The following is a 24,681-nucleotide window of genomic DNA, read 5'->3' as shown; positions in this document are numbered from 1 at the left end:
TTTTTCATTTCGCCCCCAAAAGTACTATAGATTACCAGCTATGAAGATCGGGATTATCGGGGGAGGATTGACCGGACTTGTCGCAGCCCATGCAGTTGCGGGAGAGCACGAGGTAGTACTCTTCGAAAAAATGCCCTATCTCGGGGGTTGTCTCTCATCCTACAATATGAACGACTATTGGATCGAGCGGTATTACCACCACTGCTTCTCCTCAGATACGGCACTGTTCGCACTCCTGAAAGAGATCGGGGTCTCCGACAAGCTGGAATGGATGAACGGGACAACGGGGTATTTTGCCCGGAACCGGATTTTTCCGCTGAATACCCCGCGGGAGATCCTGGCCTACCCGGAACTCACGCTCCTTGACAAAACAAAACTGGCCTGGCTCGTGTTGAGGGCGAAAAAGATTGATCTCACCGCGCTCGATGACATCCCTGCTGACCAGTATATCATCGAAAACCTTGGAACCAATGTATATTCATCGTTTTTTGAGCCTCTTCTGAAAAGCAAATTCGGTGACCGGAGAAACGAAGTCTCCGCTGCATGGCTGATCAGCCGCATTGCCATCCGGTCAAACAGGGGCGTATCCGGGGAGAGGCTGGGATATCTGAACGGGGGGTTCCACCAGATCATCGGGGCGCTGGAGTCTGCCGTAACCCGAAAAGGCGGAAAGATAGAGAAACAAACCCCGTCATCTTCCCTTTCACGTGACGGAAGTGTCTGGACGCTCAACGGCACCCGGTTCGATGCCGTGATCTCCACCATACCGCCCCAGGAACTGGAACGGATAGGGGGACCAGCCTTGCCACATACCCCTTACCAGGGTGCAGCCTGCCTGACTCTTGCAATGGACCGTCAGGTAACGAACGGGATATACTGGCTGAACATGAAGGACTCCGCACCCTATGGTGCAGTCGTCTCCCATACGAATTTCATACCGTGGGAGCGGTATGGGGAACACATCGTCTACCTTGCGTCCTATTTCTCCGGAACTATCCAGGCTCAGATCGACAAACGGATGATTACTGATTTCTGCCGGAAATTTTCTGTTTCCGAGCATGAGATCCACTGGCACCGGATGGCGATAGACCCGTGGGCAGGGCCCGTTTTTACAACAGGGTATCGTTCCCTCATTCCCGGTTACGAACAGGCAGGCCTCTACATGGCTGGCATGTTCTCGCGGACAAATTATCCTGAGCGCAGCATGGAGGGATCAATACGGGCAGGAAACGAAGTAGCAGAATGCATCAGACAACGGGGGCTGCATGACAAAACCTGAAGTATCCGCTATCATCCCGGTGTACAACGATCGGTTTTCACTGGAGACGGCACTCCCCGTCTCTGTAGAGACCCTCTCCAGAATTACGCCTGCCTTCGAGATCCTTATTGCAGAGGATGGAAGCAATGACGGAAGCGCTGAATTCGTCAAGGAATATCGTAAGAGTGACCCCCGTATACGTCTCCTCCACAGCGATGCACGCCAAGGGCGGGGACGAGCATTGAACAGGGCTATCAGGGATGCTCAAGGATCAATCGTTTGTTACTTTGACGTTGATCTCGCGACGGATATGCAGCATCTCCCGGAGCTTATCGGAGCAATCCGCGAGGGTTATGATATTTCCACCGGCTCGAGGCTTCTTCCCGACAGCAACATTGTCCGTACCGGTGGCCGTGAAATTGCGAGCCGGTCATACAATTTCCTCGTGCGATTGTTTCTGTCCAGCAGGGTTTACGATCACCAGTGCGGGTTCAAGGCGTTCAACCGGGAACGTATATTGCCAATCCTGTCTTCCATAAGGGACAATCACTGGTTCTGGGACACTGAAATTCTTGTACGTGCCCAGAGGAACCGCTACCGGGTCAGGGAATTTGCCGTGCGCTGGCGTACGGGCAAAGGGACAACGGTCAAAGTAAAGGATGTCTTTACGATGGGCGAAGCAATCCTCCGGTTGTGGTGGCAGATCCATGTATCGAAAAATTAGTACAATCGTCGTCCCGACGCTCATAGCCATTGGCATCGTAGGCTATATGCTCTACAACGTCAGGGACGAACTCCTTGTCGCACTCCAACATATCATACCGGCATATCTTCTCCTTGGGATTGTGATCTGCCTCAGTGCCTGGTGGCTCCGCGGGTGGAGATACCACACGATTCTCAGAAGCCTAAACTATTCTGTCGGGATCACGGTATCAACGGCATGTATCTTTGTCAGCCAGACTGTTAATCTTGTCGTCCCTGCCCGGCTCGGGGATTTCGTCCGTGTATTCATCCTGAAGCACGAATACAACACCACATATTCCGAGGGAGTTTCCTCGCTCGTCGTAGAACGGGTCTTCGATATTTTCACGGTTGCACTTCTCGGGGCGATCTCGATCGTGTTTGTTCTCAATGTACCAGCATGGTTCATGACCCTGATCATCGTGCCGCTTGTTGCCGGGGTCGTTTTTTTTATCTTCCTGCTCTTTGTCGGGAAATTTTCCTCAAAGAACAAGTACATCGTCATTATCCTCAACATGCTCCATGAGATCAAGCGGGCCTCGCTCACCCTTCGTTCCATTGCCACCCTTGGGACTTCCTCGATCGTAATCTGGCTCCTTGACATCCTTGCCTGCTTTGCCGTAGTGATGATGTTTGAACAGCAGGTTCCCTTTGCTACCATTGTGCTGGCGGTTGTTATCGGTAACCTTGTAAAAGCGGTTCCGCTTACACCCGGGGGTATCGGCACCTATGAACTCTCACTGGCCGTGACATTCGAGCTTGCCGGGGTCGATCCTGCAGTTGCAACTTTGATTGCTGTTATCGATCACTTAATCAAGAACCTCATCACCCTTGCCGGAGGCATCGTATCGATCTACTACTTCGGCGACTGGGTTATGCCGAGTATCAAAGAGGCATTCAATACGAAATTTGGGGGAGGGAAGAAGCCTGATACCTCCTGAACAGCAGGTTATCGCCGTACTCAGCTGGCTCGTTGTCCTTACACTGCTACAGCTTGCAGTGTATCCTTCCCTGAAGAAGACATTCGGCAGCTTTGCTTTTCCCGTCGCATTCCCTGTTTCATTGCTCATATTTACCCTCGTATCCTGGTACTGTGGCCTCGCGCAACTCCCCATTCATGCAGCGCTCCTCCCGTTTCTCGGTCTTGCAACCTGGCATCTGTACCATCATGCCTACCGGATCGATGAACTGAAAGCGGAATGGCACTGGGAGGCGCTCTTCCTGGTCTGCTTCTTCCTCATGCTGGACGTCCGGTTTGTCAACCCGACGATCTCGTACGCGGAAAAGTTCATGGACCACGGGTTCCTTGCGTCGGTTATCAGGAGCCCGGTCGTCCCGCCCCTTGACCCGTGGTTTGCCGGAGGTTCCCTGAATGTCTATTACTATCTCGGGTACTGGATGCTGGGGTGCCTGGCCATCGTCAGCGGCGTACCATCCACTATCGCGTTCAACCTCTCCCTGCCTACGGTCTTTGCCCTCTCGGCGGTAAGCCTTTACGCAATCGGGACGCTCCTTCTCGATCGCTTCCGGTGGCTTCCGCTTATCGTCCTCATATTGCCCAATCCCGCACTTATCTTCCAGCTCATTACCGGAAGAGCTGTGAACCCGGCCTATGATCCGTCTCTGTCGTGGCTGGGCACAAGGACCATCACAAATACCATCAACGAATATCCGCTCTTCTCGTTTGTCTGGGGAGATGTCCATGCCCACGTCATATCGATCTTTAACCAGATCTTCCTGATCTTCCTCCTCCTCTTCGTGTATCGGCGTTGGGAGACATTAAACCGTACTGCAAAGGGGATGGTGATGGCCCTCATCGCCATCAGCCTTGGTTCGATGCCGCTCTTCAATACGTGGGACGTGCTCATCTATGCCCCCATTGTCCTCGTTATCGGTTTTCTCATTCTCTGGAGGAACCGCACGACCATCGACCGGTCCGCATGGGTGTTCCTGCTCGCGGTCCCTCCAGTATCAATCCTCTGCTACCTGCCGTTCTACCTCCAGCTCAAGACCAATACCGGTGCGGTTGCCTTTGTCCAGACACCATCAGATCCCCTTCAGTTCCTCTTTGTCAACGGGATCTTTATTGCCATTTTCTTTGCCCTGCTGGTACCGGAGGTCCGTAAGAGGCCGTGGCTCCTGCTCGTAGCCCTGCCGTTTGTGGTTGCAGGGTACACTGCAGCAGCAATCGCCATCATCCCACTCGTATATTTTGCGGTTAAAGAAGACCGGGACTTTACAGACCTCCTCGCTGTTTTCGGCCTTACGATCCTCGTCGTCTGCGAACTCTTTTATATGAAAGACAATATGGGGGAGGCTTATTTCCGGATGAACACGGTCTTCAAGTGCTATCTCCCCGCCTGGCTGATGCTCGGCACCGCTGCATTCGTGAAGATGGGACAGTGGCTCTCGTCATGGAACCGGGTACCGGTCCTACCTGCCCGTACTACGATCATCATCTCCGTGATAGTCGTATGCCTGCTTTTTGCAGCGCCCTTTTCAGTGAGGTATCAGTCGGGATACGGGACCGGGACGCTCGATGGGCTTGCCTATCTCTCCACTACCCATCCAGGAGACGCGGGAGCAATTGCGTACCTCAGGGCTCTTCCCGGTAACGAACGCATCGTAGAGGCGGAAGGGGGCGATTACACGTATTATTCGCGGGTCTCGTCCTTTACCGGTATCCCCGCAATCATCGGCCAGCCTTTCCATGAATTTATGTGGAGAGGCGACGATGCCGGCTGGTTTACCACGAGGAAAGCGGATATCCGGGAAATCTACGAAGAACCGGACATGACCATCCCGCTCATGAAAAAATACAATGCAACCCTGTTGTATGTCGGGGACGCGGAACGCGAGCGTTACAATGTCACCCTCCCGGGTACCGGCCTCACGAAAGTATATTCAGCGGATAACACAGAGATTTACCGTCTTTCGGGATAATCCACTCTCCGCTTCTCCCATGAGATCCGGGATTCACACAACCCGATCACGCCGTGGCACAAACATTTATTTCCGTTCCTGTCGAACTGATATGGCTACATCATTATTTACTGATGAGTAATGAAGGAGCATACACTCCTGAATGAGGTGAGTTATGGCAAAAGGTTACGTTAAAACAGAGGCTCCAGAGGAGCTCCAGAACAAGGCGCTCGAAGCCCTTGAAGTTGCAAGAGATACGGGTAAGATCAAGAAGGGATCCAACGAGGCAACCAAAGCCATTGAGCGCAGTATTGCAGCGCTTGTGCTGATTGGTGCGGACGTTGAGCCCGAAGAGATTGTGATGCACCTTGCCCCGCTCTGCGAAGAGAAGAAGGTTCCCTATATCTTCATCAACAAGCAGAATGACATCGGTGCCGCAAGCGGCCTCGATGTAGGCTCTGCCGCGGCAGCTATCGTCAAGCCCGGCAAGGCAAAAGAGACGATCGATGACCTTGCCAAGCAGCTTACCGCGCTGAAGGCGTGAGGGTTCTGTTATGGCAGATGATGCAACGCCAGCCGAAGTGATCGAGGTTATAGGTTCGACCGGCATGCACGGTGAGGCAATGCAGGTCAAGTGCCGCATCCTCGACGGCAGCAACAAGGGACGGATCATCACCCGCAACACCGTGGGCCCGATCCGTGAAGGGGATGTCATCATGCTCCTCGAAACCGAGCGTGAAGCGAAGAAAATGTCGAGGCGGTAAACGATGGTCGAACAACATGTCTGCAGTTTCTGCGGCCACCAGCTCGAGCCCGGCACCGGCAAGATGTTCGTGAAGAAAGATGGGACCATCTTCTTCTTCTGCTGCACGAAGTGCCAGAACAACCACAAGCTCGGCCGTGTTCCACGCCGCGTTGAGTGGACCACCGCAGGCAGGAAAGCGGGTAACAAGAAGGAGTGATTCTGCTATGGACCGCACCTTTGTGATGGTCAAGCCCGACGGGGTCCAGCGCGGTCTGGTTGGCGGGATTGTCTCCCGGCTTGAGGAAAAAGGTCTCAAGCTCGTTGCAGCACGGTTCGAGAAATTACCTGAGCCACGGGTGACTGAGCAGTACAAGGAACACCTTTCAAAACCGTTCTTCCCATCGCTGAAGCAGTATATCATGGGGGGTCCGTGTTTCCTCATGGTCTGGGAGGGCAGGAATGTGGTTGCGATCGTCCGCAAGGCGATCGGTTCCACGAACCCCCAGGAAGCGGCACCCGGCACGATCCGGGGCGACTTCGGCATTGACATCGGCAGGAATGTGATCCATGCATCCGATTCCCCGGAAAGTGCAGCCCGCGAGATCGGCATCCATTTCAAAAACAACGAAGTATTCACTTATACGCGGATCGACGAATCCGTGTTATACGAATACTGATCTTTCCTTTTTTAGACCATAATCTCTATTAGCCTTCCGCACCGCACTATCCATAATGGCCGGGGATTTGCTCAGTTTTACGCTGCTGACTTTTTCTTCGATACTGATTATCGTAAATCCGCTTGGTGCCACCCTCGTTTATGTTTCCTTAACGACTGGCCTTGATAAACCTGCCCGGCATACAATTGCCAGAGATTCCTGCCGGTTTGCCCTCCTGATCCTCCTTTTTGTGGCCGTGCTTGGTGCATGGATCCTCCAGCTCTTCGGCATTGGCCTTGAGGCGTTCCGTATCGCCGGTGGAATCCTGTTGTTTGGCATAGGTATGGAGATGGTTTATGCCAGGACATCCCGGACCAAACTGACTGCAACCGAGAAGTATGAATCCCGGGAGAATGATGATGTTGCCATCATGCCCCTCGCGATCCCGATGATCGCGGGGCCGGGAGCCATCACTACAACCATCGTCATGATGAACGAGGCGATCGTCATGACACCGATTGCCATTGCTGTCGTCTTTATCGCAATCGCGGTGTCAATCGTGATCACGTATTATATGATGCGGAATTCAGATTATATCATAAAACGGGTAGGCCAGAGGGAATACCGGGCGATCAACCGCCTGATGGGTATGCTGCTCATCGCGATCGCCGTGCAGTTTGTCATCAATGGCATCAAGCTGGCGTTCCCCATGCTGACCGGAGGATAAGAATGGGGGACTGGGATCTAATATCGGTTGATCTGGTGCTGATCGGCAGCAGTATCACTGTCACCGGTACCATTATTGGAGCTCTGCTCATGGGCATTACAGTACATATGGCCTCGTTCCTTTTCCTGACAACCGCCGTACTAATCGTCATGAGCGCAGTCCTCGTTGTCTGTAATACGCCGCAAAGCCCTTTCCCGATCTGAAAAAGACATTTTTATGGGTGATTCCACGGTAATCAGGATATGCAGTGCCCAGATCGCGAGCGTCTGGGAAGACCCTGAAAGAACATTGCAGAAAGCTGAAGTGTTTGTCAGGCATGCCGCATCCTCCGGTGCGGCGCTCGTCTGTTTTCCCGAGCAGTTCGCTACCGGCTGGGACCCGCTCCCCCGCAAAAATATCCAGAATATTCATGGGAGCATCGTATCATCCCTTCAAGCATATGCGAAAGATTACGGGATTGGTATCCTGGGATCATTCCGACAGGCAAATGATACCCTCCCAAAAAATACTGCTGTGGTTATTGGCAGTGATGGCAGGATTCTTACAACCTATGCAAAGATGCACCTGTTCTCATTCGGACATGAGCAGGAAGGAAACTCGCCGGGTACAGATCTGGGCATGTTTACCCTTGATTCGCTTACCTGTGGTATTGCCATCTGCTATGACCTGCGGTTTCCCGATCTCTTCAGGCTCTATGCCCGGAAGGGTGTGCAGGCCGTTTTTGTTCCGGCCGCATGGCCTCATACCCGCATCAGGCACTGGGAGCTCTTTATTCAGGCACGGGCCTTAGAAAACCAGATGTATATCATTGGCGTGAATACAACAGGTCAAAGTCCGATCGACCCTTACTCTGGTGCCTCTATGACTGCTGACCCACATGGAACCATCATCAGCAGGGCAAACGAGGCGGAACAACTGCTCTTCTGTGACCTCGACCCGGAGGTTGTTATGACGGCACGGGCTTCCTTCCCGGTAGCAAAGGACCGAAAAGAAGAGGTCTACCGTGTATTATCCAATGAGGATCGCTGACACCGGTTGATGATAACAGGCTTCCCATCCGGAAAACCGCACGCCTATATGTGTAAAGAAGACCAATACTATTCCATGTACCATCTCGAATGCGTCAACTGTGGAGCCACCTATCCCGCTGACGAGATCCTGTATAATTGTACAAAATGTGGTCACCTCCTTGCCGTGAAATACCCGCTTGATGAGATCCACGTCACCCGGGCCGCATGGGACAAGCGACCCCTTTCTGTCTGGAGATACAAGGAGCTGCTGCCCGTCCGCATCGAGCCGGTTACCCTGCAGGAGGGCGGTACCCCTCTTTATCACCTGAAAAAACTCGGCGAAGAGATGGGCATTCCCCACCTTTATGCAAAACACGAGGGGATGAACCCTTCCGGCTCGTTCAAGGACCGGGGCATGACCGTCGGGGTCTCGATGGCACTCCAGCTCGGGAAAAGGAGCGTCGCATGCGCAAGCACCGGAAACACGTCAGCCAGCCTCGCTGTTTATGCCGCAAAGGCCGGCATCCCTGCAGTCGTCCTGCTCCCAGCCGGCAAGGTGGCGATTGGCAAGGTCGCACAGGCCCTCATGCACGGTGCAAAGGTCATCTCCGTCCGGGGCAACTTCGACCGTGCCCTCGAGATGGTCCACGATCTCTGCCTCTCCCACGGGCTGTACCTGCTCAATTCCATCAATCCCTACCGGCTTGAGGGGCAGAAGACGATAGGGTTTGAGGCGGTCGACCAGCTTGGCGGCGTGCCGGACCGGTTCGTCCTGCCGGTAGGCAATGCAGGCAATATCTCGGCGGTCTATAAGGGACTGCTGGAGCTGCAGGAACTGGGATTCATCGACCGGCTCCCGATGATGACCGGGATCCAGGCCCAGGGTTCGAGTCCCGTGGTCCATGCAATCCGCGAGAACCTGCCCGAAGTAGTGCCGGAACTGCATCCCGAGACCGTTGCAACAGCAATACGGATTGGCGCACCGGTCAATGCGGAAAAGGCCCTGACGGCAATACGGAAGACCGGCGGGCTCGCCGAGTCCGTAACTGATAACGAGATCCTCTGGATGCAGCGGGACCTTGCGCGTAAGGAGGGGATCGGTGTGGAGCCGGCCTCAGCAGCTTCTGTAGCCGGCATCCGCAAACTGGCGGAGAATGGCATGATCGACCGGAACGAGCGGATTGTCTGCATTGTTACCGGCCATCTCCTAAAAGACCCGGACACGGTGATCAAACAATGCGAACCCCCGATCGAGATCAACGCGGACCTGCCTTCGCTGCTCTCTGCACTGCACTTGTAATTGTCCTTGCAGTCATCCCTGCCGCAGCGGCGCTCTCGGCAGACTATGCGGTCCTGCCGAACGGTTCGACATACCGGGCGGTAATTGAAGTAACGGATATTTCCCGCTACGAGTTTGCCGATGTTGGGTTCATGGGGGAGAGTGTCCCGGTGCAGGTTGCAGATGTGCAGCTTTCCGGCGACTGTTCCCCGTGCAAGTATAACTGGAGCCGATCTTGGGGAGCTCCTTCATCGATCGAGTTTGAGAAGGGGAACTATACGGTCTCCTATCTTGCACCGCTCCACGACAATAACCTGCAAGGTACATTCACCCAGCCTTATCACGTGAACGTGACCATTCCCCAGGAATTCGATGTGCGCAACCCGCTCCTTGCTGGCATCAGCCAGGGCGCGAACGTGACCCGGTATGCCGACAACACGACCACGGTACAGTGGAACAAAACGGTCATGTTCAATGTACGGTTCTATGATCCTGGACAGGAAGAGATCCTCTGGTTCTTCCTGCAGTTCATGGGCATTCTTGTATTGGTCCTCGTTATCATTCCCTACATCCTGTCGATGAAGAAGATCGAGTAATTTTTTTTAGACCCGTTTTATTACGGAAATCCCTATCGGAAAATTTCCCTTTTCCACGTCATACGGCACGGGAGAAGGAAAGAAACGTATATACGGCACTATCTCCAACAAAATAGAAAAAAGAGGATTATCCATGCTTCTTGAAAATGCAGCAGTAGGAATTGTCCAGCTGATCGTTGCCCTTATCTTTGCAGTTGTCGCCCTGTATATCGGCTTCGCAGTGCTCGGCAAGATCACCAAGGACATTGATGAGGAAAAGGAACTTGCAAAGGGTAATACAGCCGTCGGCATTATTGTCGCAGCGGTCTTTGTTGCCATTGCCCTCGTTGTCGAATCCGGTGTCAGCGGCCTTTCGTCAGGCATCAGCAAGGCGCTCGCTGTCGGGCTCTTTTCAACCGACGGCCTGCTCACCATTGGTCTCTCAATCTTCCAGCTTCTCGCTGGGATTGTCCTTTCAGTCGGATCAATCTACCTTGCGCTGATACTCCTTGACAAGCTGACCAAGGGTGTCGAGGAATTCGAGGAGCTCAAGAAGGGCAATGTTGCCGTTGCGCTCGAGATGGGCGGCGTGATTATTGCAGTAGCTTGGATCATACAGTCCGGTGTTATTGGCATCACTGCGGCTCTGGCCTAATTATTTTCCTTTTTTGTCGTAATCGTGTAATGCTGCCGCTTCAGGATTTCATAGTGCTGGTGCAGCCGCCCCGTATTCACATCAAATTCTGGTGCAGCAGACTTAGGGTGTTTTTTCGGTTTTTCCCGCAAGCATACCTGCTCCGGAACGATTTTGTAACGCACTTATGATCGCGATGAAAAATTTGTAATCACGATCAGTAGGGTCGAACAAAAATTTTCAAGCACGAAAGTGATCGCGATTGAAAAAAATAAAACGCGATCATTGCATATGACCTGAAGGCCCTTACGTCTGATATACCTTTCTTTCCTGTGGAGATTTTTTTGGTTTTCGAACGCGATCGTGATCGCGTTTGAAAAATTCAGAACGCGATCAGTGGGGTCGATTAAAGAATTTCAAACGCGATCACATGGGTCGGTTGGACAATCTTGAGCGCCTTTATATCGATGGGTTATGGGATTGAGCTGAACGCGATCTGGTGCAGATGGTTGGAGTGTTGTGGTGCAGGACAATACTGGATACAGGTGACAAGATCAGGAGAACTGCACCGCATGTACAACCAGACAAACCGGATGATCAGAGCGGATTGAAGGAGCAGCGGATACTACCAGGAAATTATGGAGCAGAACGGAATAAGAAAAGATAGTATTCTGAATTTACTGGTACCCGAATGACTTCAGGGTGACTTCAGGGTTAACCGCACCGACATGGTAAACAACACCTTCAGTGAGCTCGTTGATAATGACTTCGGCCGGCGAAAAGAGCGAGGTATCGATCTGGTAGAAATCGAACTTGGCTTCCTTGAAGATCTCGTAGAACGGCTTGCCGTAACCCTTGGACTTGTTGCTCGGGATCTTTTCAAGATAGTCCTTGATCTCGGGAGCCTTCATGGTCAGCGAGATCCTGCCGTGATAGATGGTCGCGTCGTTCGTCGTGCCCATCGCCTTCGTCGCGTCCTTCTTAACCGGTGGAATAGGTGCGGTTCCCATCGCGGCGATGATCTTCTTGGTATCGAACCCGAGCTCGTTGAGCTTGTAAATTGCAGTCTCGACACAGCGCCCCGAAACCTGGATCGAGCCGACCATGGACGCGGTTGGTGCAACGACCGCACAAACATTTGCCACGTCAACATGGCATTCCTCGGCGATCTTGTTCATGACATCCGCATTCGGGAGGTGATCGCTCTCGAGACAGATGACGGCACAATCATAATCGTCCTCGTACTCGATGACTTCGAAGGTGTGCTTCGGCTTGAGCGAGAGGGCCCGTGCCGGGCCGCTACCCATGGCGAAGTAGTTGCCAACCTTCACAGTCCAGCCCGCTTTCTGTGCGCCAAGACATGAGATGGACGGGAAATCCGTGTTCACGTCGATGAAAGGCATCGGGATGCCCTTGATCTCGCCCATCCGGAAGTTGACTTCCCCCAGACCACCCATGCAGATCTCAGTGAAGGCCCTGCCGGCAGCATAGCCACCGCGGACGCTTACACCACAATCGACGATACGTGCGCCATTGTCCAGTTCATGGTAGGCGCAGTTGAATTCCTCGGCCAGATCTGCCAGATTATCAAAAATTTCCAGTGCCAGTTCGTTAACACTCAGCATTATAGAAAACCCCTGCATTATTACAGAGGGTCTGGGAATAGATAATATTTTTCAAATATTGCGTCATGATATTACGTCGTGATACGAGTTCGCCGTCAGGAGAGGTATTCCAGCACCTTTACCGGGTCGTAGCGGAGGGTGATGATCCGTGTCCTGCCCTTGCCCTCGCGGTACTGCAGATTGATGAGGCGCACTGCATCCAGTTTCTTGACGATCTCGTAGAACCGCGTGTACCCGATCGAGAGTGATTCCTTGACGGACTTGTACACATCCCCGGCGTTCATCTCATGCTCTTTCCGGCTCCGCTCTGCGAGCGATTGGAGGATCTGGCGTTCCTCTCCCTTGAGGGTCTTAACCGTATACGCGAGGTGGAGATACCGGGAGATCTCGTATGCCCCGCAGATGTCGTCCCGCTCGATGTTGCGCCGTGCTGCCCGTTCTGCGGAAAGCGTTGCACGCTTGAGGAGGTCAATCCCGACCCGGAGGTCCCCGCTCTTTAAGGTCTGCTCGACCACAAGGTCCAGCAGCTCCTCGGGAAGGACACCGGAGAACAGGCCATGCATCACGCGGGCCTTCATGATCTCCCGCACTTCCGCATCGCCATAGGGAGGGAAGTAGATCTCGGTGGGCCGGAAGACCGATGCGACCCGGGCGTCCACGGCACGGGTGAGGTCTACGTCCATATCGCTGATGATGACAATCACCCCGATCCGGGTGCCCTCATACGTCTCATGCGAGCGCAGCAGCGTGTAGAGCACTTTGTTGATCTCGTTCTCGTAGAGGAGGTAATTCGCATCGTCGAGCGCGACAAGCAGGACGATCTCCTCCTTTTTCAGGTGACGGGCGACCGCATCGAAGACCTGCTTGAACGATGTGCCGGAGGAGGGGGGCAGGTGGCCGACGAGTTTCTTGTAGATCTGGGAGATAATGGCAAACTTGGTATTGTCAATCTGGCAGTTAATGTAGACCGGCACGAGCTTCTTGGTGGTCTCCTCTATCTCCTGGAAGAGCTTCCGGATGCTCGTGGTCTTTCCTGTGCCGGGCAGGCCCTTGCAGACGCTGTTCATCGGCCTGCCGCCGCGGAGCCCGGGATTGATCTGGAACGCCAGCTCCCGCATCTGGTCGTCCCGGAACTCGAACTGCTCAGGAACGTAATCGATCTCCAGCACCTCGGGATCCCTGAACAGCGTCTCGTCCCACATCAGCAGGTTCTTTTTCATCTCACTACACCTCTACGCGATCGGTATTAACTGCATTGATTAACAGTCCCCGGAAGGATAGGAGTTCTTTACAAAAAGCGTTTTGTGGTGCGGACAAACTTATATCGCCCAACACACGAAACAAAAAACGAGCCTGAGTGCGGCAGATGATGAAAGTTACCCCCACTGATCAATGATGACGCATGGGATCTGATGCCGCACTGCTCATGAAAAGAGGAAGTCGAGGAACCCGACCGCGTTTTTCATCCCCAGGCTTCCCGACCGTGCCGCCTTCTCCGAGAACTCTGACGTCCCGTCCTTTCCTTTGCCACGGACAACGAACGGCACCGGGTCGCGGGTATGGGTCTTGGCGCGGATCGGTGTCGGGTGGTCGGGCAGCACCACCAGCACGCCGTCGAACCCGTCATGGATCATGCCGACGACTCCGTCGACACTCTCGATCGCTTTTACCTTCTCCTCAATACTCCCGAGGTGCCCCGCCTCGTCCGGCGCTTCGATGTGGAGGTAAACAAAGTCGAGATGTTTGATCGCCTCAAGGGCATACTTCCCCTTGGCTTCATAGTCAGTGTCAAGATAGCCGGTGGCACCCGGTACCGTGATAACTTCCATCCCCGCACAGCGGGCAATGCCTTTGAGGAGATCCACCGCAGAGATGATCCCACCCTTTTTCCCGTACTTCTTCTCAAACAACGGGAACGCAGGTTTGCACCCCCCGCTCCACGGCCAGATCTGGGTCGCCGGGCGTTTACCTGCGGCAACCCGGGCACGGTTCACCGGGTGATTGTCGAACACGGTGCGGCTCTTCTCCATGCACTGCAGAAGCAGCTCCGCATCCTTGCCTTTCGGGAGGTACGGGGCGATCCCCTGCCCTACGATGTCGTGCGGGGGAGTGGACGTGGCCCCCTCTCCTCCATGGATGATCAGGAGGTTCCGGTAACTGACACCCGCCCGGACCAGAACATCGGGGATTTCGGGCTGGAGCGAGGTAAAGAGCTCCTTTCCCTCCGCACTGGAGATGTGACCGCCTGAGAAGTCCGCCATGGTGTGATTCTCAACGGTCACGAGGTTGCAGCGGTACGCGACATCATCAGGGGCAAGGTCGATCCCCATGCTCATCGCCTCAAGCGGGCCCCTGCCGGTATAGTATTTTTCCGGTGCATAGCCGAGAACCGCCATGTTCGCGATATCGCTGCCGGCCTCGTAACCGTCGGGGATGGTCCTGAGCATCCCACAGGCACCCTCCCGTGCCATCCGGTCCATATTCGGGGTTCGTGCATATTCAAGGGGAGTCTTCCCGCCCAGCTTCGCAAGCGGCTCGTCCGCCATGCCATCACCGAGAACGACAATGTATTTCATGAAAAGCCTCACCGTTCAGTAAGCAGGTCCTTAACCGCGATCCGGACGCTCTCGCGTGACCCGGTCTGCGGCTTCCACCGGAGCCCCTTGATCTTCTCAATGGAGAGCTGCATCTTCGGCACATCGCCCACCCAGCCCCGCTCGCCACCGGTAAACCGGAACTTCGTATCGGGCAGGTGCATCTCCCCTGTCACGATCTCTGCAATGCTCTTTACATCGATCCAGTCTTCGGAACCGATATTGAATGTGTTGACCTTCCCCCTGGCCTTCCCGGTCGCGTAAAGCATCGCCGCGATGCACTCATGCACCTCGATATAGGACTTGGTCTGTTTTCCATCACCGAGGATCTCAAGCTCTTTCGGGTTCTCCTCCAGCTTCCGGATGAAATCGGTGATCACACCGTGGCCGCTTCGCGACCCGATGATATTGGCGAACCGGAATATCCACGCCTTCATGCCAAACGAGTGGCAGTATGCGGAGATCAGCGCCTCGCAGGCGAGCTTGCTCGCACCATAGACCGAGATCGGTTCGAGCGGGGTATAGTCCTCGGGTGTCGGTATGACGGTGGCATCGCCATAAACTGTGGATGTGGAGGTGAAGACCAGTTCAGGAACATCGTGGAGGCGCATCGCTTCGAGCACCCGGTACGTGGCCATGATATTGTTCTGCATGGTCGGGTCGGGGTTGACCGCGCTCTGCCGCACATCGGGATCCGCCGCGAGGTGGAAGAGCCGGTCTGCACCATCAATGTGTTCCTGCCAGCCATCTTCAAGCAGGTCCATCTGGACGAACCTGACATTGTTATCATCGATATGCCGGGCAATCGTCTCCCTCTTACCGGCACAGAGCGAGTCGATCACAAGGACCTCGTTGCCCTGCGCCACGAGCGTGTCCACAAGATGCGAGCCAATGAACCCGGCTCCGCCTGTCACCAGATCAAACATCAATACCTATTATGTTACCCATGCTATAGGATTACTGCTATGTTCATAGGGATCGATCACGGCACGACTGCTATGCGGTTTGCCGGGGAAGCCCGCGAGTTCAAGCTGTCGCGGGAAGCCGCAAAGGGCTTCCGTATCGCCGATCTCGCCCGCATTTGTCCTGTCGATGAGATTGAGGGCATCGCGGTATGCTATTCGATGGGCGACAACTTCTCTAAAATCACCTGCATAGGAAAAGTGCAAAACCGGGGCCTCGTCAGCCGCGAGGGGGCGGGGAAGCATATCGGCGGTGGGACACGGGTCTTTGACGAGGTGGCAGCAAGCGGCATCCCCGCCATCGCGATCCCGGGGCTCCACCGCGGATCCCCGACCGACCCGCGGTTCAAAGCCTATTCCCACCAGACCAGTCCCGAGAAGATTGGCATTGTCTACGAGATCTGCCATGATCTCGGGGATGATGTGATCGTATCCGATATCAGCTCCAACACCGTCACCCTGCTCATCTCCGGGGGAAAACTGGTCGGCGCTTTTGATGCCTGCATCTTTGCCCCGGGCATGCTCCACGGTGCCTTGGATGTCGATGCGATCCGTAAAATCGATGAAGGAATCTGCACCGCAAACGAGGCATTCCAGCACGCGGGCGTGAACTTCTCCGTCACTGAACCCGAGCGCATGCGCACAGTCGCCATGTTTGCCGCCATGGAATGCGCAGCGATGAGGCTTCTGAACCCCCGCGCTGTGGTGGCGCTGGCTGGCAGCCTTGCACCTGTCGTTGCACCGGAAGTCACTGCCATTCTGGGCTCAAATGTGGCAGTATACGATGAATGGTGCGCTTCGCGCGGTTGTGCAAGAATTGCGCGGGACGTTTTTTCCGGGAGTCAGGAGATCCTTGGACTCGGTGTGGATCTCTAGATTTATATTGATTTATCATGTAAGATTATTAGGGATTTTTCTTGAGAGAACTACGCATCCACGGCAGGGGTGGCCAGGGGTCTGTCACCGCTGCCGAACTCATTGCCGTCGCCGCGTTTGAAGGCGGCGTCTACGCCCAGGCCTTCCCGGCATTCGGTGTCGAGCGGCGCGGTGCCCCGGTCCAAGCCTTTGTCCGGTTCGATAACAAAAAGATCCGGCTCCGCAGCCAGGTGTACGAACCCGATTACATCATAGTTCAGGACAGCACGCTGATCAAGGACGTTAACGTCTTTCAGGGCGTCAAACCCGGAGGAATCGTAATCGTCAACACAGAGAAGAAGCCGGACTATAAAATACCGGAAGGTGTGAAACTGATCACGATTGACGCGACGTCTATCGCTCTCAAGGTACTCGGGCTGCCGATCACCAACACGACCCTGATGGGTGCGTTTGCGGCAGCGTCTGGTGAAATCCAGTTTGCAGCACTGGAGAACGCACTTAACCACCGGTTCCCGGGTGAACTGGCAACGAAGAATATTGCTGCGGCAAAGACCGCGTTCGATACCGTCAATGGGGCAGCATAATGGCGCTTACTGTTGGCTGCCGCGCCCGTCCGGGAAAGTCGCGGGACAACAAAACCGGTTCGTGGCGGGTCTTTAAGCCTATCTTCGACCACGAGAAGTGCTCGAAGTGCGGGATGTGCCAGACCCTCTGTCCCGAGGGCTGCATCCACGAAGATGCGGAGGGCACATTTATTCCTGATTATGCCTACTGCAAGGGATGCGGGATCTGTGCCGAAGAGTGTCCGAAGGAAGCAATTGCCATGAAACAGGAGGAGAAGTAGATGATGGAGATAACAGAGGGATCACACGCGGTCGCAGAGGCAGTCCGGCTCTGCCGCCCGCAGGTGGTCTCCGCCTACCCGATCACCCCCCAGACCCATATTGTCGAAGCGCTGGCGGATTTTGTTGCCAACGGTACACTCGATGCAGAATACATCAATGTCGAGAACGAATTCTCCGCACTCTCAGCCTGTGTTGGTGCCAGCGCGGCAGGCTCACGCACCTACTCCGCCACGACATCGCAGGGGCTCGCCCTCATGTTCGAGGTCTGCTTCAACGCGGCCGGCATGCGCCTGCCGATCGTCATGTCCATCGCGAACCGTGCCCTAGGCGCCCCGCTCTCGATCTGGAACGATATGCAGGATTCCATCTCGCTCCGTGACGCAGGATGGCTCCAGTTCTATGCAGAGGACAACCAGGAGGCCACGGATCTCCACTACATCGCGTACCGCGTTTCCGAGGATTACAAAGTCCTCCTTCCCTCGTTTGTCTGCTTCGACGGTTTCATCCTCTCCCATACCTACGAGCCGGTCGACATGCTGACGCAGGCAGACGTGGACAGGTACCTGCCAAAGTTCTCACCACCGGAACGGCTTGATGCAGCCGACCCGATCAGCTTCGGCATGTATGCAACACCCGAATACTACCTTGAGTTCCGGTACGAGCACGACAAGGCCCTCAAGGGGGCACGGGATGTCATCGCAAAAGCTGGAAAAGAGTTCGCAACACTTTTCGGCAGGGACTACAGTGCGATGGTGGAGGGGTATCAACTAAACGATGCCGAGACGGTCATCGTTGCGATGGGTTCGCTCTGCGGCACGATCAAGGATGCGATCGACGAGATGCGGGCCGACGGGAAGAAAGTCGGGCTCCTGAAGATCCGCGTCTTCCGCCCGTTCCCATCGGAAGATGTAGCGAAATTCATCAAGGCAGCACAACAGGTACAGCGCATCGCCGTACTGGACAAGAACATCTCGCTCGGTGCGAAAGGGGCAACGGCCCTCGAAGTGAAGGATGCCCTCTACGGCTCCGCCGTTCCCATATGGAACTATATCCTCGGGTTAGGGGGGCGTGACGTGAGAAAGAAGGACATAAAGGATATCGTTGCACTTGCAGAGAAGGGGCAGGGCGACCAGTTCTACGGACTGAGGAAGGAGGTGCTCTGATCATGGCTGAGAAATGCAAGACCTGCGAGCTCTTCGATTCCGGCCACCGCGCCTGCGGAGGGTGCGGAGCGGCACTCGCTGCACGCCTCGTAACGAAAGCTGCCGGGACGGAGACTATCGTTGTCTCTTCGACTGGTTGCATGGAAGTTTTCTCCACACCCTATCCAGAGACTGCGTGGAAGGTCCCGTGGATCCACTCGCTTTTCGAAAACGCCTCTGCTGTCGCATCGGGCATCGAGGCTGCGCTGAAAAAACAGGGACGCAAGGAGAAGATCGTCATCATGGCCGGTGACGGGGCAACCTTCGATATCGGGATGGTCTGTATCAGCGGCGCATTCGAACGCGGCCACGACTTCACGTACATCTGCTACGACAACGAGGCTTACATGAACACCGGCATCCAGAGGTCCGGTGCCACGCCCTACGATGCCAGCACCACCACGAGCCCCGCGGGTTCGCACTCGTTTGGCAACAAGCGGCCCAAGAAGGACATGCCGGCAATCCTTGCCGCACACGGGGCTCCCTATGTGGCAACCGCGTCCATTGCCTACCCGGCCGATCTCATGCAGAAAGTCGAGAAGGCGATGGGCACGCCAGGGCCGTGCTACGTACAGGTCCATGCACCGTGCTGCACGGGATGGGGCTTCGAAGGCGACCAGACTATCGCCATCGCAAAGCTCGCCATCGAGACCGGCCTGTGGCCGAATTTCGAGATGGTCGACGGCAAGGTTACCAAGGTCAAGAAGGTTGTCAGGAAGCCGGTCACGGAGTACCTCAAGACCCAGAAGCGGTTCCGCCACCTCTTCAAGCCAAAGCAGCAGGACGCCGAGATTGCCGCTATCCAGGCAATCGCTGACCGGAATGCAGAAAAATATGGTCTCGACATCAAGCTCAAGAAAGAGTGACAGGTTTTTCGAAATATTTTTCTTTTTTTAGGTTCTCATCCAGCGATAGTGGCCTTAATAAAAAAAGGGCCGGAAATCAGCAATGTTATTAATCCCAAGGTCGACATTAGTAAGTTACCGGGCTCGTGGTCTAGTCGGTTATGACGTCGCCCTTACACGGCGGAGGTCGCCGGTTCGAATCCGGCCGGGCCCATCTTCTTATCAATTAAAAAATGTTAATTTTTGGTGATCTCGACCAGCGTGATCTTCAGGGTCAGGTTCTGGCCTGCCAGGTCAGAATTCCCATCCCACGTGACGGTGGTGGGTGTGATATTGATGATTTTTACATGCGCTACCGCATTATCGGACTTTCGTATTATCTGGTAAGGCTGTCCCACAACAAACGTTGTATTCGGCGGCAGCGAAGATAGGCTGACGGTCTGAACAAGCGAGGGCTGGTAGACGCCGAAGGCCTTCTCCGGGGGCAGTATCACTGTTTTGGTCTGATTCTGCTGCATGCCGATTACAGCATCCGGCAGGCCATAGGGGATGGTTGCTGTCTTCCCGATCGTAAACACAAAGGGTGTTGAACCCAGGTTGGATTCTACAACGGTACCATTATCGAGAGTCCCGGTATAATAAATCGCAACAGTATCACCTGTTTTTGCATAAAACGGATTGAAAAAATAAAATGCGATCGCTGTGGCAACGACCAATATAACAACGATGCCGATCGCGTATTGTTTCATCTTTTTTTTACGTGCAGCAACGGCCTCTTTGCCCTTCACCTTCTCTGATTGCTTCATAGTGTTCTTCTGTACCTTGATCTCACAACCATTATACAATTGTCTTTGCTCTCTGAATCCCGGCTGCATTCTCGAAAGGAGCGGGATGAACACAATTCTTTAGGGAAGTAGGGAGACCGCTACTATCACGATTGCACGGTATTTATACCCCAAGAACGAATGTAGTGGTGTTCATTATGCCTGATGAAGTGAGAGTCGCAGACGTGCAGGGAAGGAAGGTCCAGTGGGATCCTGCGCAGATGCGCAAAATCCAGGAGCATCCCTGTTTTTCAGAAAAGGCCTGCCATAATTTCGGGAGGTGCCATATCCCGGTCGCGCCAAAGTGCAACATCCAGTGCAACTACTGCATCCGGGACTTTGACTGCGTCAACGAGAGCCGGCCCGGGGTTACGACACGGATTCTCAACCCCGACGAGGCGATGGACATGGTCAAAAAAGTGGTGGACAAGTACAACTACATCAAGGTCGTTGGTATTGCAGGGCCCGGGGACCCGCTCGCAAACGAGGAGACCTTTGAGACGCTCCGCCGGCTCCACGAACAGTACCCGAATGTCATCAAGTGCATCAGCACCAACGGTCTCCTGCTTCCCGACAAGATCGATCTTTTACAAAAATATGATGTCGGCAATATCACGGTGACGCTCAATGCGATAGACCCGGCAATCGGCGCGAAGATCTACCAGTTCGTCGACTACAAGGGCAAGCGATACGAAGGGATTGAAGGTGCAACACTCCTCCTCTCGCAGCAGATGAAAGGCATCGAGGAAGCGGTCAAGCGCAATATGATTGTCAAGATCAACACCGTCTACATCCCCGGGATCAACGAGGACCATATCCCCGCGATCGCAAAGAAAGTCGGCGAGATGGGGGTCTATACGTTCAACCTGATCCCGCTCATCGCCCAGTACAAGTTTGCGAATATCACCCCGCCAACTCCGGAAATGAAACGGAAGATGCAGGACGAGTGCGGGAAATACGTCAAGCAGATGCGGCACTGCCAGCGCTGCCGTGCCGATGCGATCGGCAAGCTCGGCCACGATGTCCAGTCGTGCATGTACGAGAACAAGTAACCCCTTTTTCAGATCGGCAGCGATCCCTTCCCTACGGCATCCGCTGGTAGTTCAATAAGGCAGATGCCCGTAAGGTTGCCCGCACCCGGACGGGCAGTGCATGCATCCACGCAGAACGTGCCGCTCAGGAACGTCATAGGGGCCGGAGTCAAAAAAATATCAGATCCTGATACCAGCAAGCGATCCCGTCGCCAATTCCTGGGAACGACCAGTGCTGATGATCGCGTTCATCTCGTTGATAACCGGCTGAAGTTCTGTCGGGACAGCAGTATCCTCGGTTATCACGCTCTTGGTATGGTACGTGATGCTGTAACGCATGAAATCCGCGCCGCCATGACGGGAGGTGTAATTCCCCTGCAGCGTATCAAATTCTGCCTGTTCGAACAGCCGGTTTATCCTGGCGAGCTCGGTCTGGTTGACCAGCATCTCACGGTTGACCGCCCTCGTAGAGATCACTGCTGCCCCATTATCAAAAATAACAAGGCGATCATCGACTCCCGCAATGCCTCCGGTACGGTGATAGTCAAGCAACACCACAGGGGGAATAGGACTGCCAGTCACAGGTGTCCTGGCACCGAGACATCCCGATGCCATGACTGCCAAGATGAGGAAGACCAGAAATGACGTTATCCATTTCCTGATAGGCATCACTCCGTTGCAGTAGCGGGTTCCGGAACGATCCCGGTCAGATCTGCAGGACATCCGCCTTTGCCGGTTTCCCCGCGGCTTTCCGTTCCGGAAGAACCTCTTCAAGCGCAGCAACAAGGCTGTCGACTTTTTCGTTGTTGAACGTAGCCCGGAACGCGGCAATCTCGGCAGAGTTCATGATCATGATACCTTTCTTCTTCATCGGAAGTCCGTTGGCCCCAATAGGGTTGATATCGATGGCAAGGGATGCGGCACGGTTCTTTGTCGCAGGGAGCCGGATAATGGAGACGCCCTTTACTGACGTATGTTTGCGTTCCCAGTCCTGCCCTTCTTCGATGAATGTTTTGAGGGTTTCTGTTAATTCCATGACAAGAACTATTGATTTATATATTAAAATGCTATTCGTTCCGAAGCGAAAGTAATCGAACGGTTTTTTTATTACCGCGGTCTGTCACTCTTTTTCTTATGCCAGTACCGGTGAGTTAAAACACGCTTGAATCCTAACTGAATATACGCGCTGCTTCAGCCGGGTGTCATCCTATGCCAGTCATTACTCTTCCTCCGGACCAGCCGTTCTCACTGGACCAGACGCTCGGATGCGGACAGGTATTCCGATGGGACCAGACTCCCGATGGCACATGGTGGGGTGTCGTGGGCAGTCACGTGATCCGAATACAACAGGAGGGACGGGAACTCACATTTGAAGGCGCTCCGAAACAATTCATCCGGGAATATTTTTCCCTTGACATAGATCTCGGGCCGGTCCTCTCTTCCATTGACTGCAACCCCTTCATCCACGCGGCGATCGGGAACTGCCATGGGCTCCGGCTGATCCGTCAGCCGAAATGGGAGTGCCTCGTTTCCTATACCATCGCAACCAACTCCAACATTCCGACGATCCGTCGCAGGATCGCCGCGGTCGCAGAGCGGTTTGGCCATAAGATCACATTTAAAGGCAGGGTGTTTCACTCGTTTCCGAACCCGGATTCGATCTCATGCGAAGGCCAGGACGCCCTCGCCTGCTGCAAGCTGGGATACCGTGAGCCTTATGTATTCAGGACCGCGTGTGCCATACCTGATCAGGAGGTCTGGGAAGACACCATGAAGGCCCTGCCATATAACGAAGCAAGACGGGAACTCATGGAACTCCCGGGTATCGGCCCCAAGGCTGCTGACTGCATCCTCCTCTTCGCATTCCAGAAGTACGAGGCCTTCCCGGTGGACGTATGGATACGGCGCATCATGCAACAGCACTACCTACCGGAACTCAGCACAGGGACACCCCTTACTGGAAAGGAATACGATGCAATCCGCCGGTTCGCCCTGAAGCACTTTGGGGAATATTGCGGCTATGCACAGGAATACCTGTACGCGGCGAGAGAAGGATAAAAAAGAGAGGGCGCGCCGGGAGTTTTTATGTCCCGATATCCCAGCTGCATCTGTATTTCTTCTGCTCCAGACTGAGCGCATCAATCGAAAGACCGAGTGAGGAGAGCTTGAGGTTAGCCACCTGAATGTCGATTTCCTGCGGGACCTCATACACGCCGCCCTTCATCTTTTTGCCGTTCTTCGCGATGTGGAGGGCGCAGAGCGACTGGAGGGCGAAACTCAGGTCCATCACTTCGATCGGATGTCCCATACCCTTGGGGGTCGCGAGGTTGACGAGCCGGCCCTCGGCAAGGACATGGATTGCCTTTCCTTTGAGCATGAACGTCTCGATGCCATCGCGCTGGATGGTCTTGTCGGCGTTCTTGTGGAGCCATCCAATGTCGATCTCAACATTGAAGTGGCCGGCGTTTGCAAGGATCGCACCGTTTTTCAGTTTCCTGAAGTGTTTTGCGGCAATGACTGCCACGTTGCCGGTCGTGGTGACGAAGATGTCGCCGATGGCAGCAGCCTCGTCCATGGACATGACCATGAACCCGTCCATGTGCGCTTCAAGGGCACGCCTCGGGTCGATCTCGGTAACAACGACTTTTGCTCCGAGACCATGGGCCTTCTTTGCAAGTCCGCGGCCACAGTAGCCATAACCAGCGACAACGAAGTATTTCCCGGCGATCAGGGTATTAGTCGTAATCATGATTGAGGTGAGGGCACTCTCCCCGGTCCCGTGGACATTGTCGAAGAACCGCTTCATGGGGGTGTCATTCACCGCAATGACCGGGAACTCAAGCTTCTTGTCCGCTGCCATGGCGCGGAGGCGGTGGATACCGGTTGTTGTTTCCTCGCAGCCGCCGATGACCTTTTTGAGGAGGTCGCGCCGCTTGGTATGGATGTAGTGGATGAGGTCCATACCGTCGTCGATGGTGATGACGGGTTTTGCATCGAGGACGCTGTTGATAGCAGCGTAATATTCCTCAGTCGTGCAGGCACGCTTCGCATAGCAGTGGACATTCTTCACATGGTTGAGCGCCTCTGCCACATCATCCTGCGTGGAGAGCGGGTTGCACCCGGTGATATGCACTTCGGCACCACCGGAAGCGAGGGTGGAGACAAGGTTTGCCGTCTTTGCCTCAACATGGAGGGCCATGCCAATCGTCATGCCGGCAAATGGTTTCTCCTTCACAAACTGTTTCCTGATAGCAGCAAGCACCGGCATATACTGCGCAGCCCATTCGATCTTCAGCTTTCCTGAACTCATGAACATCCTCGTAACATGGG

The 24,681-nt window shown here is 54.5% G+C and carries 30 protein-coding genes and 1 tRNA gene; 22 read left to right on the top strand and 9 right to left on the bottom strand.

Annotated elements, in window-relative coordinates:
- The first annotated feature begins 40 nt into the window (after window positions 1-40).
- The 14 genes from ABSG49_RS03995 (at window position 41) to ABSG49_RS03930 (ending at window position 10,568) form a co-directional block, all read left to right on the top strand.
- The gene (locus tag ABSG49_RS03995) at window positions 41-1,279 is read left to right on the top strand and encodes an NAD(P)/FAD-dependent oxidoreductase (RefSeq protein ID WP_424024810.1); all 1,239 of its coding nucleotides are present in this window, start codon (window positions 41-43) and stop codon (window positions 1,277-1,279) included.
- Window positions 1,266-1,982 carry a dolichyl-phosphate beta-glucosyltransferase gene (locus ABSG49_RS03990; RefSeq protein ID WP_424024809.1) on the top strand — a complete coding sequence of 239 codons (717 nt, stop codon included), beginning with the start codon at window positions 1,266-1,268 and terminating at the stop codon, window positions 1,980-1,982. Before ABSG49_RS03995 ends, ABSG49_RS03990 begins: the two co-directional genes overlap by 14 nt.
- Window positions 1,966-2,940, top strand: a complete 975-nt coding sequence (locus ABSG49_RS03985) for a lysylphosphatidylglycerol synthase transmembrane domain-containing protein (protein ID WP_424024808.1) — start codon at window positions 1,966-1,968, stop codon at window positions 2,938-2,940. The genes ABSG49_RS03990 and ABSG49_RS03985 overlap by 17 nt, the downstream gene beginning before the upstream one ends.
- Window positions 2,909-4,942, top strand: coding sequence for a DUF2298 domain-containing protein (locus ABSG49_RS03980; protein ID WP_424024807.1), 2,034 nt, complete (start codon window positions 2,909-2,911; stop codon window positions 4,940-4,942). The genes ABSG49_RS03985 and ABSG49_RS03980 overlap by 32 nt, the downstream gene beginning before the upstream one ends.
- Window positions 4,943-5,096: 154 nt before the next feature.
- A complete protein-coding gene (gene rpl7ae / locus ABSG49_RS03975) occupies window positions 5,097-5,465 on the top strand; it encodes a 50S ribosomal protein L7Ae (protein WP_292545078.1) in 369 nt (122 codons plus the stop codon).
- 10 nt (window positions 5,466-5,475) lie between these two features.
- The gene (locus ABSG49_RS03970) at window positions 5,476-5,685 is read left to right on the top strand and encodes a 30S ribosomal protein S28e (protein WP_424024806.1); all 210 of its coding nucleotides are present in this window, start codon (window positions 5,476-5,478) and stop codon (window positions 5,683-5,685) included.
- Window positions 5,686-5,688: 3 nt separating this feature from the next.
- Window positions 5,689-5,883 (top strand): 50S ribosomal protein L24e, encoded by a 195-nt coding sequence (locus tag ABSG49_RS03965; protein WP_424024805.1) that lies wholly within the window; start codon window positions 5,689-5,691, stop codon window positions 5,881-5,883.
- A gap of 7 nt (window positions 5,884-5,890) precedes the next feature.
- Window positions 5,891-6,343, top strand: a complete 453-nt coding sequence (gene ndk, locus ABSG49_RS03960) for a nucleoside-diphosphate kinase (protein WP_424024804.1) — start codon at window positions 5,891-5,893, stop codon at window positions 6,341-6,343.
- 55 nt (window positions 6,344-6,398) lie between these two features.
- Entirely contained in the window at window positions 6,399-7,049 is a 651-nt protein-coding gene (locus ABSG49_RS03955) for a MarC family protein (protein WP_424024803.1), read from the top strand.
- Between the two features lie 2 nt (window positions 7,050-7,051).
- The gene (locus tag ABSG49_RS03950; protein WP_424024802.1) at window positions 7,052-7,252 is read left to right on the top strand and encodes a hypothetical protein; all 201 of its coding nucleotides are present in this window, start codon (window positions 7,052-7,054) and stop codon (window positions 7,250-7,252) included.
- 13 nt (window positions 7,253-7,265) lie between these two features.
- Entirely contained in the window at window positions 7,266-8,078 is an 813-nt protein-coding gene (locus ABSG49_RS03945) for a nitrilase-related carbon-nitrogen hydrolase (protein WP_424024801.1), read from the top strand.
- A gap of 75 nt (window positions 8,079-8,153) precedes the next feature.
- Window positions 8,154-9,359, top strand: coding sequence for a threonine synthase (gene thrC, locus ABSG49_RS03940; protein WP_424025146.1), 1,206 nt, complete (start codon window positions 8,154-8,156; stop codon window positions 9,357-9,359).
- A complete protein-coding gene (locus tag ABSG49_RS03935; RefSeq protein WP_424024800.1) occupies window positions 9,296-9,934 on the top strand; it encodes a DUF5803 family protein in 639 nt (212 codons plus the stop codon). The genes thrC and ABSG49_RS03935 overlap by 64 nt, the downstream gene beginning before the upstream one ends.
- A gap of 133 nt (window positions 9,935-10,067) precedes the next feature.
- Window positions 10,068-10,568, top strand: coding sequence for a DUF350 domain-containing protein (locus tag ABSG49_RS03930; protein ID WP_424024799.1), 501 nt, complete (start codon window positions 10,068-10,070; stop codon window positions 10,566-10,568).
- Window positions 10,569-11,224: 656 nt separating this feature from the next.
- On the opposite strand, the gene mch is transcribed toward ABSG49_RS03930, so the two are convergent.
- The 4 genes from mch to ABSG49_RS03910 form a co-directional block, all read right to left on the bottom strand.
- Entirely contained in the window at window positions 11,225-12,172 is a 948-nt protein-coding gene (gene mch / locus ABSG49_RS03925) for a methenyltetrahydromethanopterin cyclohydrolase (RefSeq protein ID WP_424024798.1), read from the bottom strand.
- A gap of 95 nt (window positions 12,173-12,267) precedes the next feature.
- Window positions 12,268-13,392 (bottom strand): ORC1-type DNA replication protein, encoded by a 1,125-nt coding sequence (locus ABSG49_RS03920; protein ID WP_424024797.1) that lies wholly within the window; start codon window positions 13,390-13,392, stop codon window positions 12,268-12,270.
- A 204-nt stretch (window positions 13,393-13,596) separates the two neighbouring features.
- Complete coding sequence (locus ABSG49_RS03915; RefSeq protein WP_424024796.1) at window positions 13,597-14,748, bottom strand: cofactor-independent phosphoglycerate mutase; 1,152 nt, start codon at window positions 14,746-14,748, stop codon at window positions 13,597-13,599.
- Window positions 14,749-14,756: 8 nt separating this feature from the next.
- Window positions 14,757-15,692, bottom strand: a complete 936-nt coding sequence (locus tag ABSG49_RS03910) for an NAD-dependent epimerase/dehydratase family protein (RefSeq protein ID WP_424024795.1) — start codon at window positions 15,690-15,692, stop codon at window positions 14,757-14,759.
- Window positions 15,693-15,731: 39 nt separating this feature from the next.
- Between ABSG49_RS03910 and ABSG49_RS03905 the strand changes: the two genes are divergently transcribed.
- The 6 genes from ABSG49_RS03905 (at window position 15,732) to ABSG49_RS03880 (ending at window position 19,710) form a co-directional block, all read left to right on the top strand.
- Window positions 15,732-16,604 carry a methanogenesis marker 12 protein gene (locus ABSG49_RS03905; protein ID WP_424024794.1) on the top strand — a complete coding sequence of 291 codons (873 nt, stop codon included), beginning with the start codon at window positions 15,732-15,734 and terminating at the stop codon, window positions 16,602-16,604.
- Window positions 16,605-16,645: 41 nt separating this feature from the next.
- Window positions 16,646-17,188, top strand: coding sequence for a pyruvate ferredoxin oxidoreductase subunit gamma (locus tag ABSG49_RS03900; protein ID WP_424024793.1), 543 nt, complete (start codon window positions 16,646-16,648; stop codon window positions 17,186-17,188).
- Window positions 17,188-17,448, top strand: coding sequence for a 4Fe-4S binding protein (locus ABSG49_RS03895; protein ID WP_424024792.1), 261 nt, complete (start codon window positions 17,188-17,190; stop codon window positions 17,446-17,448). The genes ABSG49_RS03900 and ABSG49_RS03895 overlap by 1 nt, the downstream gene beginning before the upstream one ends.
- Window positions 17,449-18,612 carry a pyruvate ferredoxin oxidoreductase gene (porA, locus tag ABSG49_RS03890; protein WP_424024791.1) on the top strand — a complete coding sequence of 388 codons (1,164 nt, stop codon included), beginning with the start codon at window positions 17,449-17,451 and terminating at the stop codon, window positions 18,610-18,612.
- A 2-nt stretch (window positions 18,613-18,614) separates the two neighbouring features.
- Window positions 18,615-19,517 (top strand): pyruvate synthase subunit PorB, encoded by a 903-nt coding sequence (gene porB, locus ABSG49_RS03885; protein ID WP_424024790.1) that lies wholly within the window; start codon window positions 18,615-18,617, stop codon window positions 19,515-19,517.
- 119 nt (window positions 19,518-19,636) lie between these two features.
- A tRNA-Val gene (locus ABSG49_RS03880) sits at window positions 19,637-19,710 on the top strand.
- Between the two features lie 22 nt (window positions 19,711-19,732).
- On the opposite strand, the gene ABSG49_RS03875 is transcribed toward ABSG49_RS03880, so the two are convergent.
- Window positions 19,733-20,302: an FKBP-type peptidyl-prolyl cis-trans isomerase gene (locus tag ABSG49_RS03875; RefSeq protein WP_424024789.1), complete on the bottom strand. Its 570-nt coding sequence runs from the start codon at window positions 20,300-20,302 to the stop codon at window positions 19,733-19,735.
- A 176-nt stretch (window positions 20,303-20,478) separates the two neighbouring features.
- On the opposite strand from ABSG49_RS03875, the gene nifB reads away from it, so the two are divergent.
- Window positions 20,479-21,372 carry a nitrogenase cofactor biosynthesis protein NifB gene (gene nifB, locus ABSG49_RS03870; RefSeq protein ID WP_424024788.1) on the top strand — a complete coding sequence of 298 codons (894 nt, stop codon included), beginning with the start codon at window positions 20,479-20,481 and terminating at the stop codon, window positions 21,370-21,372.
- Between the two features lie 8 nt (window positions 21,373-21,380).
- On the opposite strand, the gene ABSG49_RS03865 is transcribed toward nifB, so the two are convergent.
- From ABSG49_RS03865 to ABSG49_RS03855, 3 genes are all read right to left on the bottom strand, one after another.
- Complete coding sequence (locus ABSG49_RS03865) at window positions 21,381-21,509, bottom strand: hypothetical protein (RefSeq protein ID WP_424024787.1); 129 nt, start codon at window positions 21,507-21,509, stop codon at window positions 21,381-21,383.
- Window positions 21,510-21,531: 22 nt separating this feature from the next.
- Window positions 21,532-21,966 (bottom strand): hypothetical protein, encoded by a 435-nt coding sequence (locus ABSG49_RS03860; protein WP_424024786.1) that lies wholly within the window; start codon window positions 21,964-21,966, stop codon window positions 21,532-21,534.
- Window positions 21,967-22,057: 91 nt separating this feature from the next.
- Window positions 22,058-22,387, bottom strand: a complete 330-nt coding sequence (locus ABSG49_RS03855; RefSeq protein WP_424024785.1) for a hypothetical protein — start codon at window positions 22,385-22,387, stop codon at window positions 22,058-22,060.
- 173 nt (window positions 22,388-22,560) lie between these two features.
- On the opposite strand from ABSG49_RS03855, the gene ABSG49_RS03850 reads away from it, so the two are divergent.
- Entirely contained in the window at window positions 22,561-23,409 is an 849-nt protein-coding gene (locus tag ABSG49_RS03850) for a DNA-3-methyladenine glycosylase family protein (RefSeq protein ID WP_424024784.1), read from the top strand.
- Window positions 23,410-23,434: 25 nt separating this feature from the next.
- Here the strand turns inward: ABSG49_RS03850 and ABSG49_RS03845 are convergent, their stop codons facing one another.
- On the bottom strand, window positions 23,435-24,661 hold the full coding sequence (locus ABSG49_RS03845) for an adenosylhomocysteinase (RefSeq protein ID WP_424024783.1): 1,227 nt from the start codon (window positions 24,659-24,661) through the stop codon (window positions 23,435-23,437).
- Between the last annotated feature and the right edge of the window lie 20 nt (window positions 24,662-24,681).

This window comes from Methanoregula sp. (assembly GCF_049510175.1).
In the GTDB taxonomy this organism is placed as follows: Archaea; Halobacteriota; Methanomicrobia; order Methanomicrobiales; family Methanospirillaceae; genus Methanoregula.
The sequence above is the reverse complement of the archived record's forward strand: the minus strand, read 5'-3'. Positions and strand labels throughout refer to the sequence as shown.

Coding starts and splice junctions, on each gene's coding strand:
- ABSG49_RS03995 (WP_424024810.1), top strand. CDS start 41: ATGAAGATCGGGATTATCGGGGGAGGATTGACCGGACTTGTCGCAGCC.
- ABSG49_RS03990 (WP_424024809.1), top strand. CDS start 1,266: ATGACAAAACCTGAAGTATCCGCTATCATCCCGGTGTACAACGATCGG.
- ABSG49_RS03985 (WP_424024808.1), top strand. CDS start 1,966: ATGTATCGAAAAATTAGTACAATCGTCGTCCCGACGCTCATAGCCATT.
- rpl7ae (WP_292545078.1), top strand. CDS start 5,097: ATGGCAAAAGGTTACGTTAAAACAGAGGCTCCAGAGGAGCTCCAGAAC.
- ABSG49_RS03970 (WP_424024806.1), top strand. CDS start 5,476: ATGGCAGATGATGCAACGCCAGCCGAAGTGATCGAGGTTATAGGTTCG.
- ABSG49_RS03965 (WP_424024805.1), top strand. CDS start 5,689: ATGGTCGAACAACATGTCTGCAGTTTCTGCGGCCACCAGCTCGAGCCC.
- ndk (WP_424024804.1), top strand. CDS start 5,891: ATGGACCGCACCTTTGTGATGGTCAAGCCCGACGGGGTCCAGCGCGGT.
- ABSG49_RS03955 (WP_424024803.1), top strand. CDS start 6,399: ATGGCCGGGGATTTGCTCAGTTTTACGCTGCTGACTTTTTCTTCGATA.
- ABSG49_RS03950 (WP_424024802.1), top strand. CDS start 7,052: ATGGGGGACTGGGATCTAATATCGGTTGATCTGGTGCTGATCGGCAGC.
- ABSG49_RS03945 (WP_424024801.1), top strand. CDS start 7,266: ATGGGTGATTCCACGGTAATCAGGATATGCAGTGCCCAGATCGCGAGC.
- thrC (WP_424025146.1), top strand. CDS start 8,154: ATGTACCATCTCGAATGCGTCAACTGTGGAGCCACCTATCCCGCTGAC.
- ABSG49_RS03935 (WP_424024800.1), top strand. CDS start 9,296: ATGCGAACCCCCGATCGAGATCAACGCGGACCTGCCTTCGCTGCTCTC.
- ABSG49_RS03930 (WP_424024799.1), top strand. CDS start 10,068: ATGCTTCTTGAAAATGCAGCAGTAGGAATTGTCCAGCTGATCGTTGCC.
- mch (WP_424024798.1), bottom strand. CDS start 12,172: ATGCTGAGTGTTAACGAACTGGCACTGGAAATTTTTGATAATCTGGCA.
- ABSG49_RS03920 (WP_424024797.1), bottom strand. CDS start 13,392: ATGAAAAAGAACCTGCTGATGTGGGACGAGACGCTGTTCAGGGATCCC.
- ABSG49_RS03915 (WP_424024796.1), bottom strand. CDS start 14,748: ATGAAATACATTGTCGTTCTCGGTGATGGCATGGCGGACGAGCCGCTT.
- ABSG49_RS03910 (WP_424024795.1), bottom strand. CDS start 15,692: ATGTTTGATCTGGTGACAGGCGGAGCCGGGTTCATTGGCTCGCATCTT.
- ABSG49_RS03905 (WP_424024794.1), top strand. CDS start 15,732: ATGTTCATAGGGATCGATCACGGCACGACTGCTATGCGGTTTGCCGGG.
- ABSG49_RS03895 (WP_424024792.1), top strand. CDS start 17,188: ATGGCGCTTACTGTTGGCTGCCGCGCCCGTCCGGGAAAGTCGCGGGAC.
- porA (WP_424024791.1), top strand. CDS start 17,449: ATGATGGAGATAACAGAGGGATCACACGCGGTCGCAGAGGCAGTCCGG.
- porB (WP_424024790.1), top strand. CDS start 18,615: ATGGCTGAGAAATGCAAGACCTGCGAGCTCTTCGATTCCGGCCACCGC.
- ABSG49_RS03875 (WP_424024789.1), bottom strand. CDS start 20,302: ATGAAGCAATCAGAGAAGGTGAAGGGCAAAGAGGCCGTTGCTGCACGT.
- nifB (WP_424024788.1), top strand. CDS start 20,479: ATGCCTGATGAAGTGAGAGTCGCAGACGTGCAGGGAAGGAAGGTCCAG.
- ABSG49_RS03865 (WP_424024787.1), bottom strand. CDS start 21,509: ATGACGTTCCTGAGCGGCACGTTCTGCGTGGATGCATGCACTGCCCGT.
- ABSG49_RS03860 (WP_424024786.1), bottom strand. CDS start 21,966: ATGGCATCGGGATGTCTCGGTGCCAGGACACCTGTGACTGGCAGTCCT.
- ABSG49_RS03855 (WP_424024785.1), bottom strand. CDS start 22,387: ATGGAATTAACAGAAACCCTCAAAACATTCATCGAAGAAGGGCAGGAC.
- ABSG49_RS03850 (WP_424024784.1), top strand. CDS start 22,561: ATGCCAGTCATTACTCTTCCTCCGGACCAGCCGTTCTCACTGGACCAG.
- ABSG49_RS03845 (WP_424024783.1), bottom strand. CDS start 24,661: ATGAGTTCAGGAAAGCTGAAGATCGAATGGGCTGCGCAGTATATGCCG.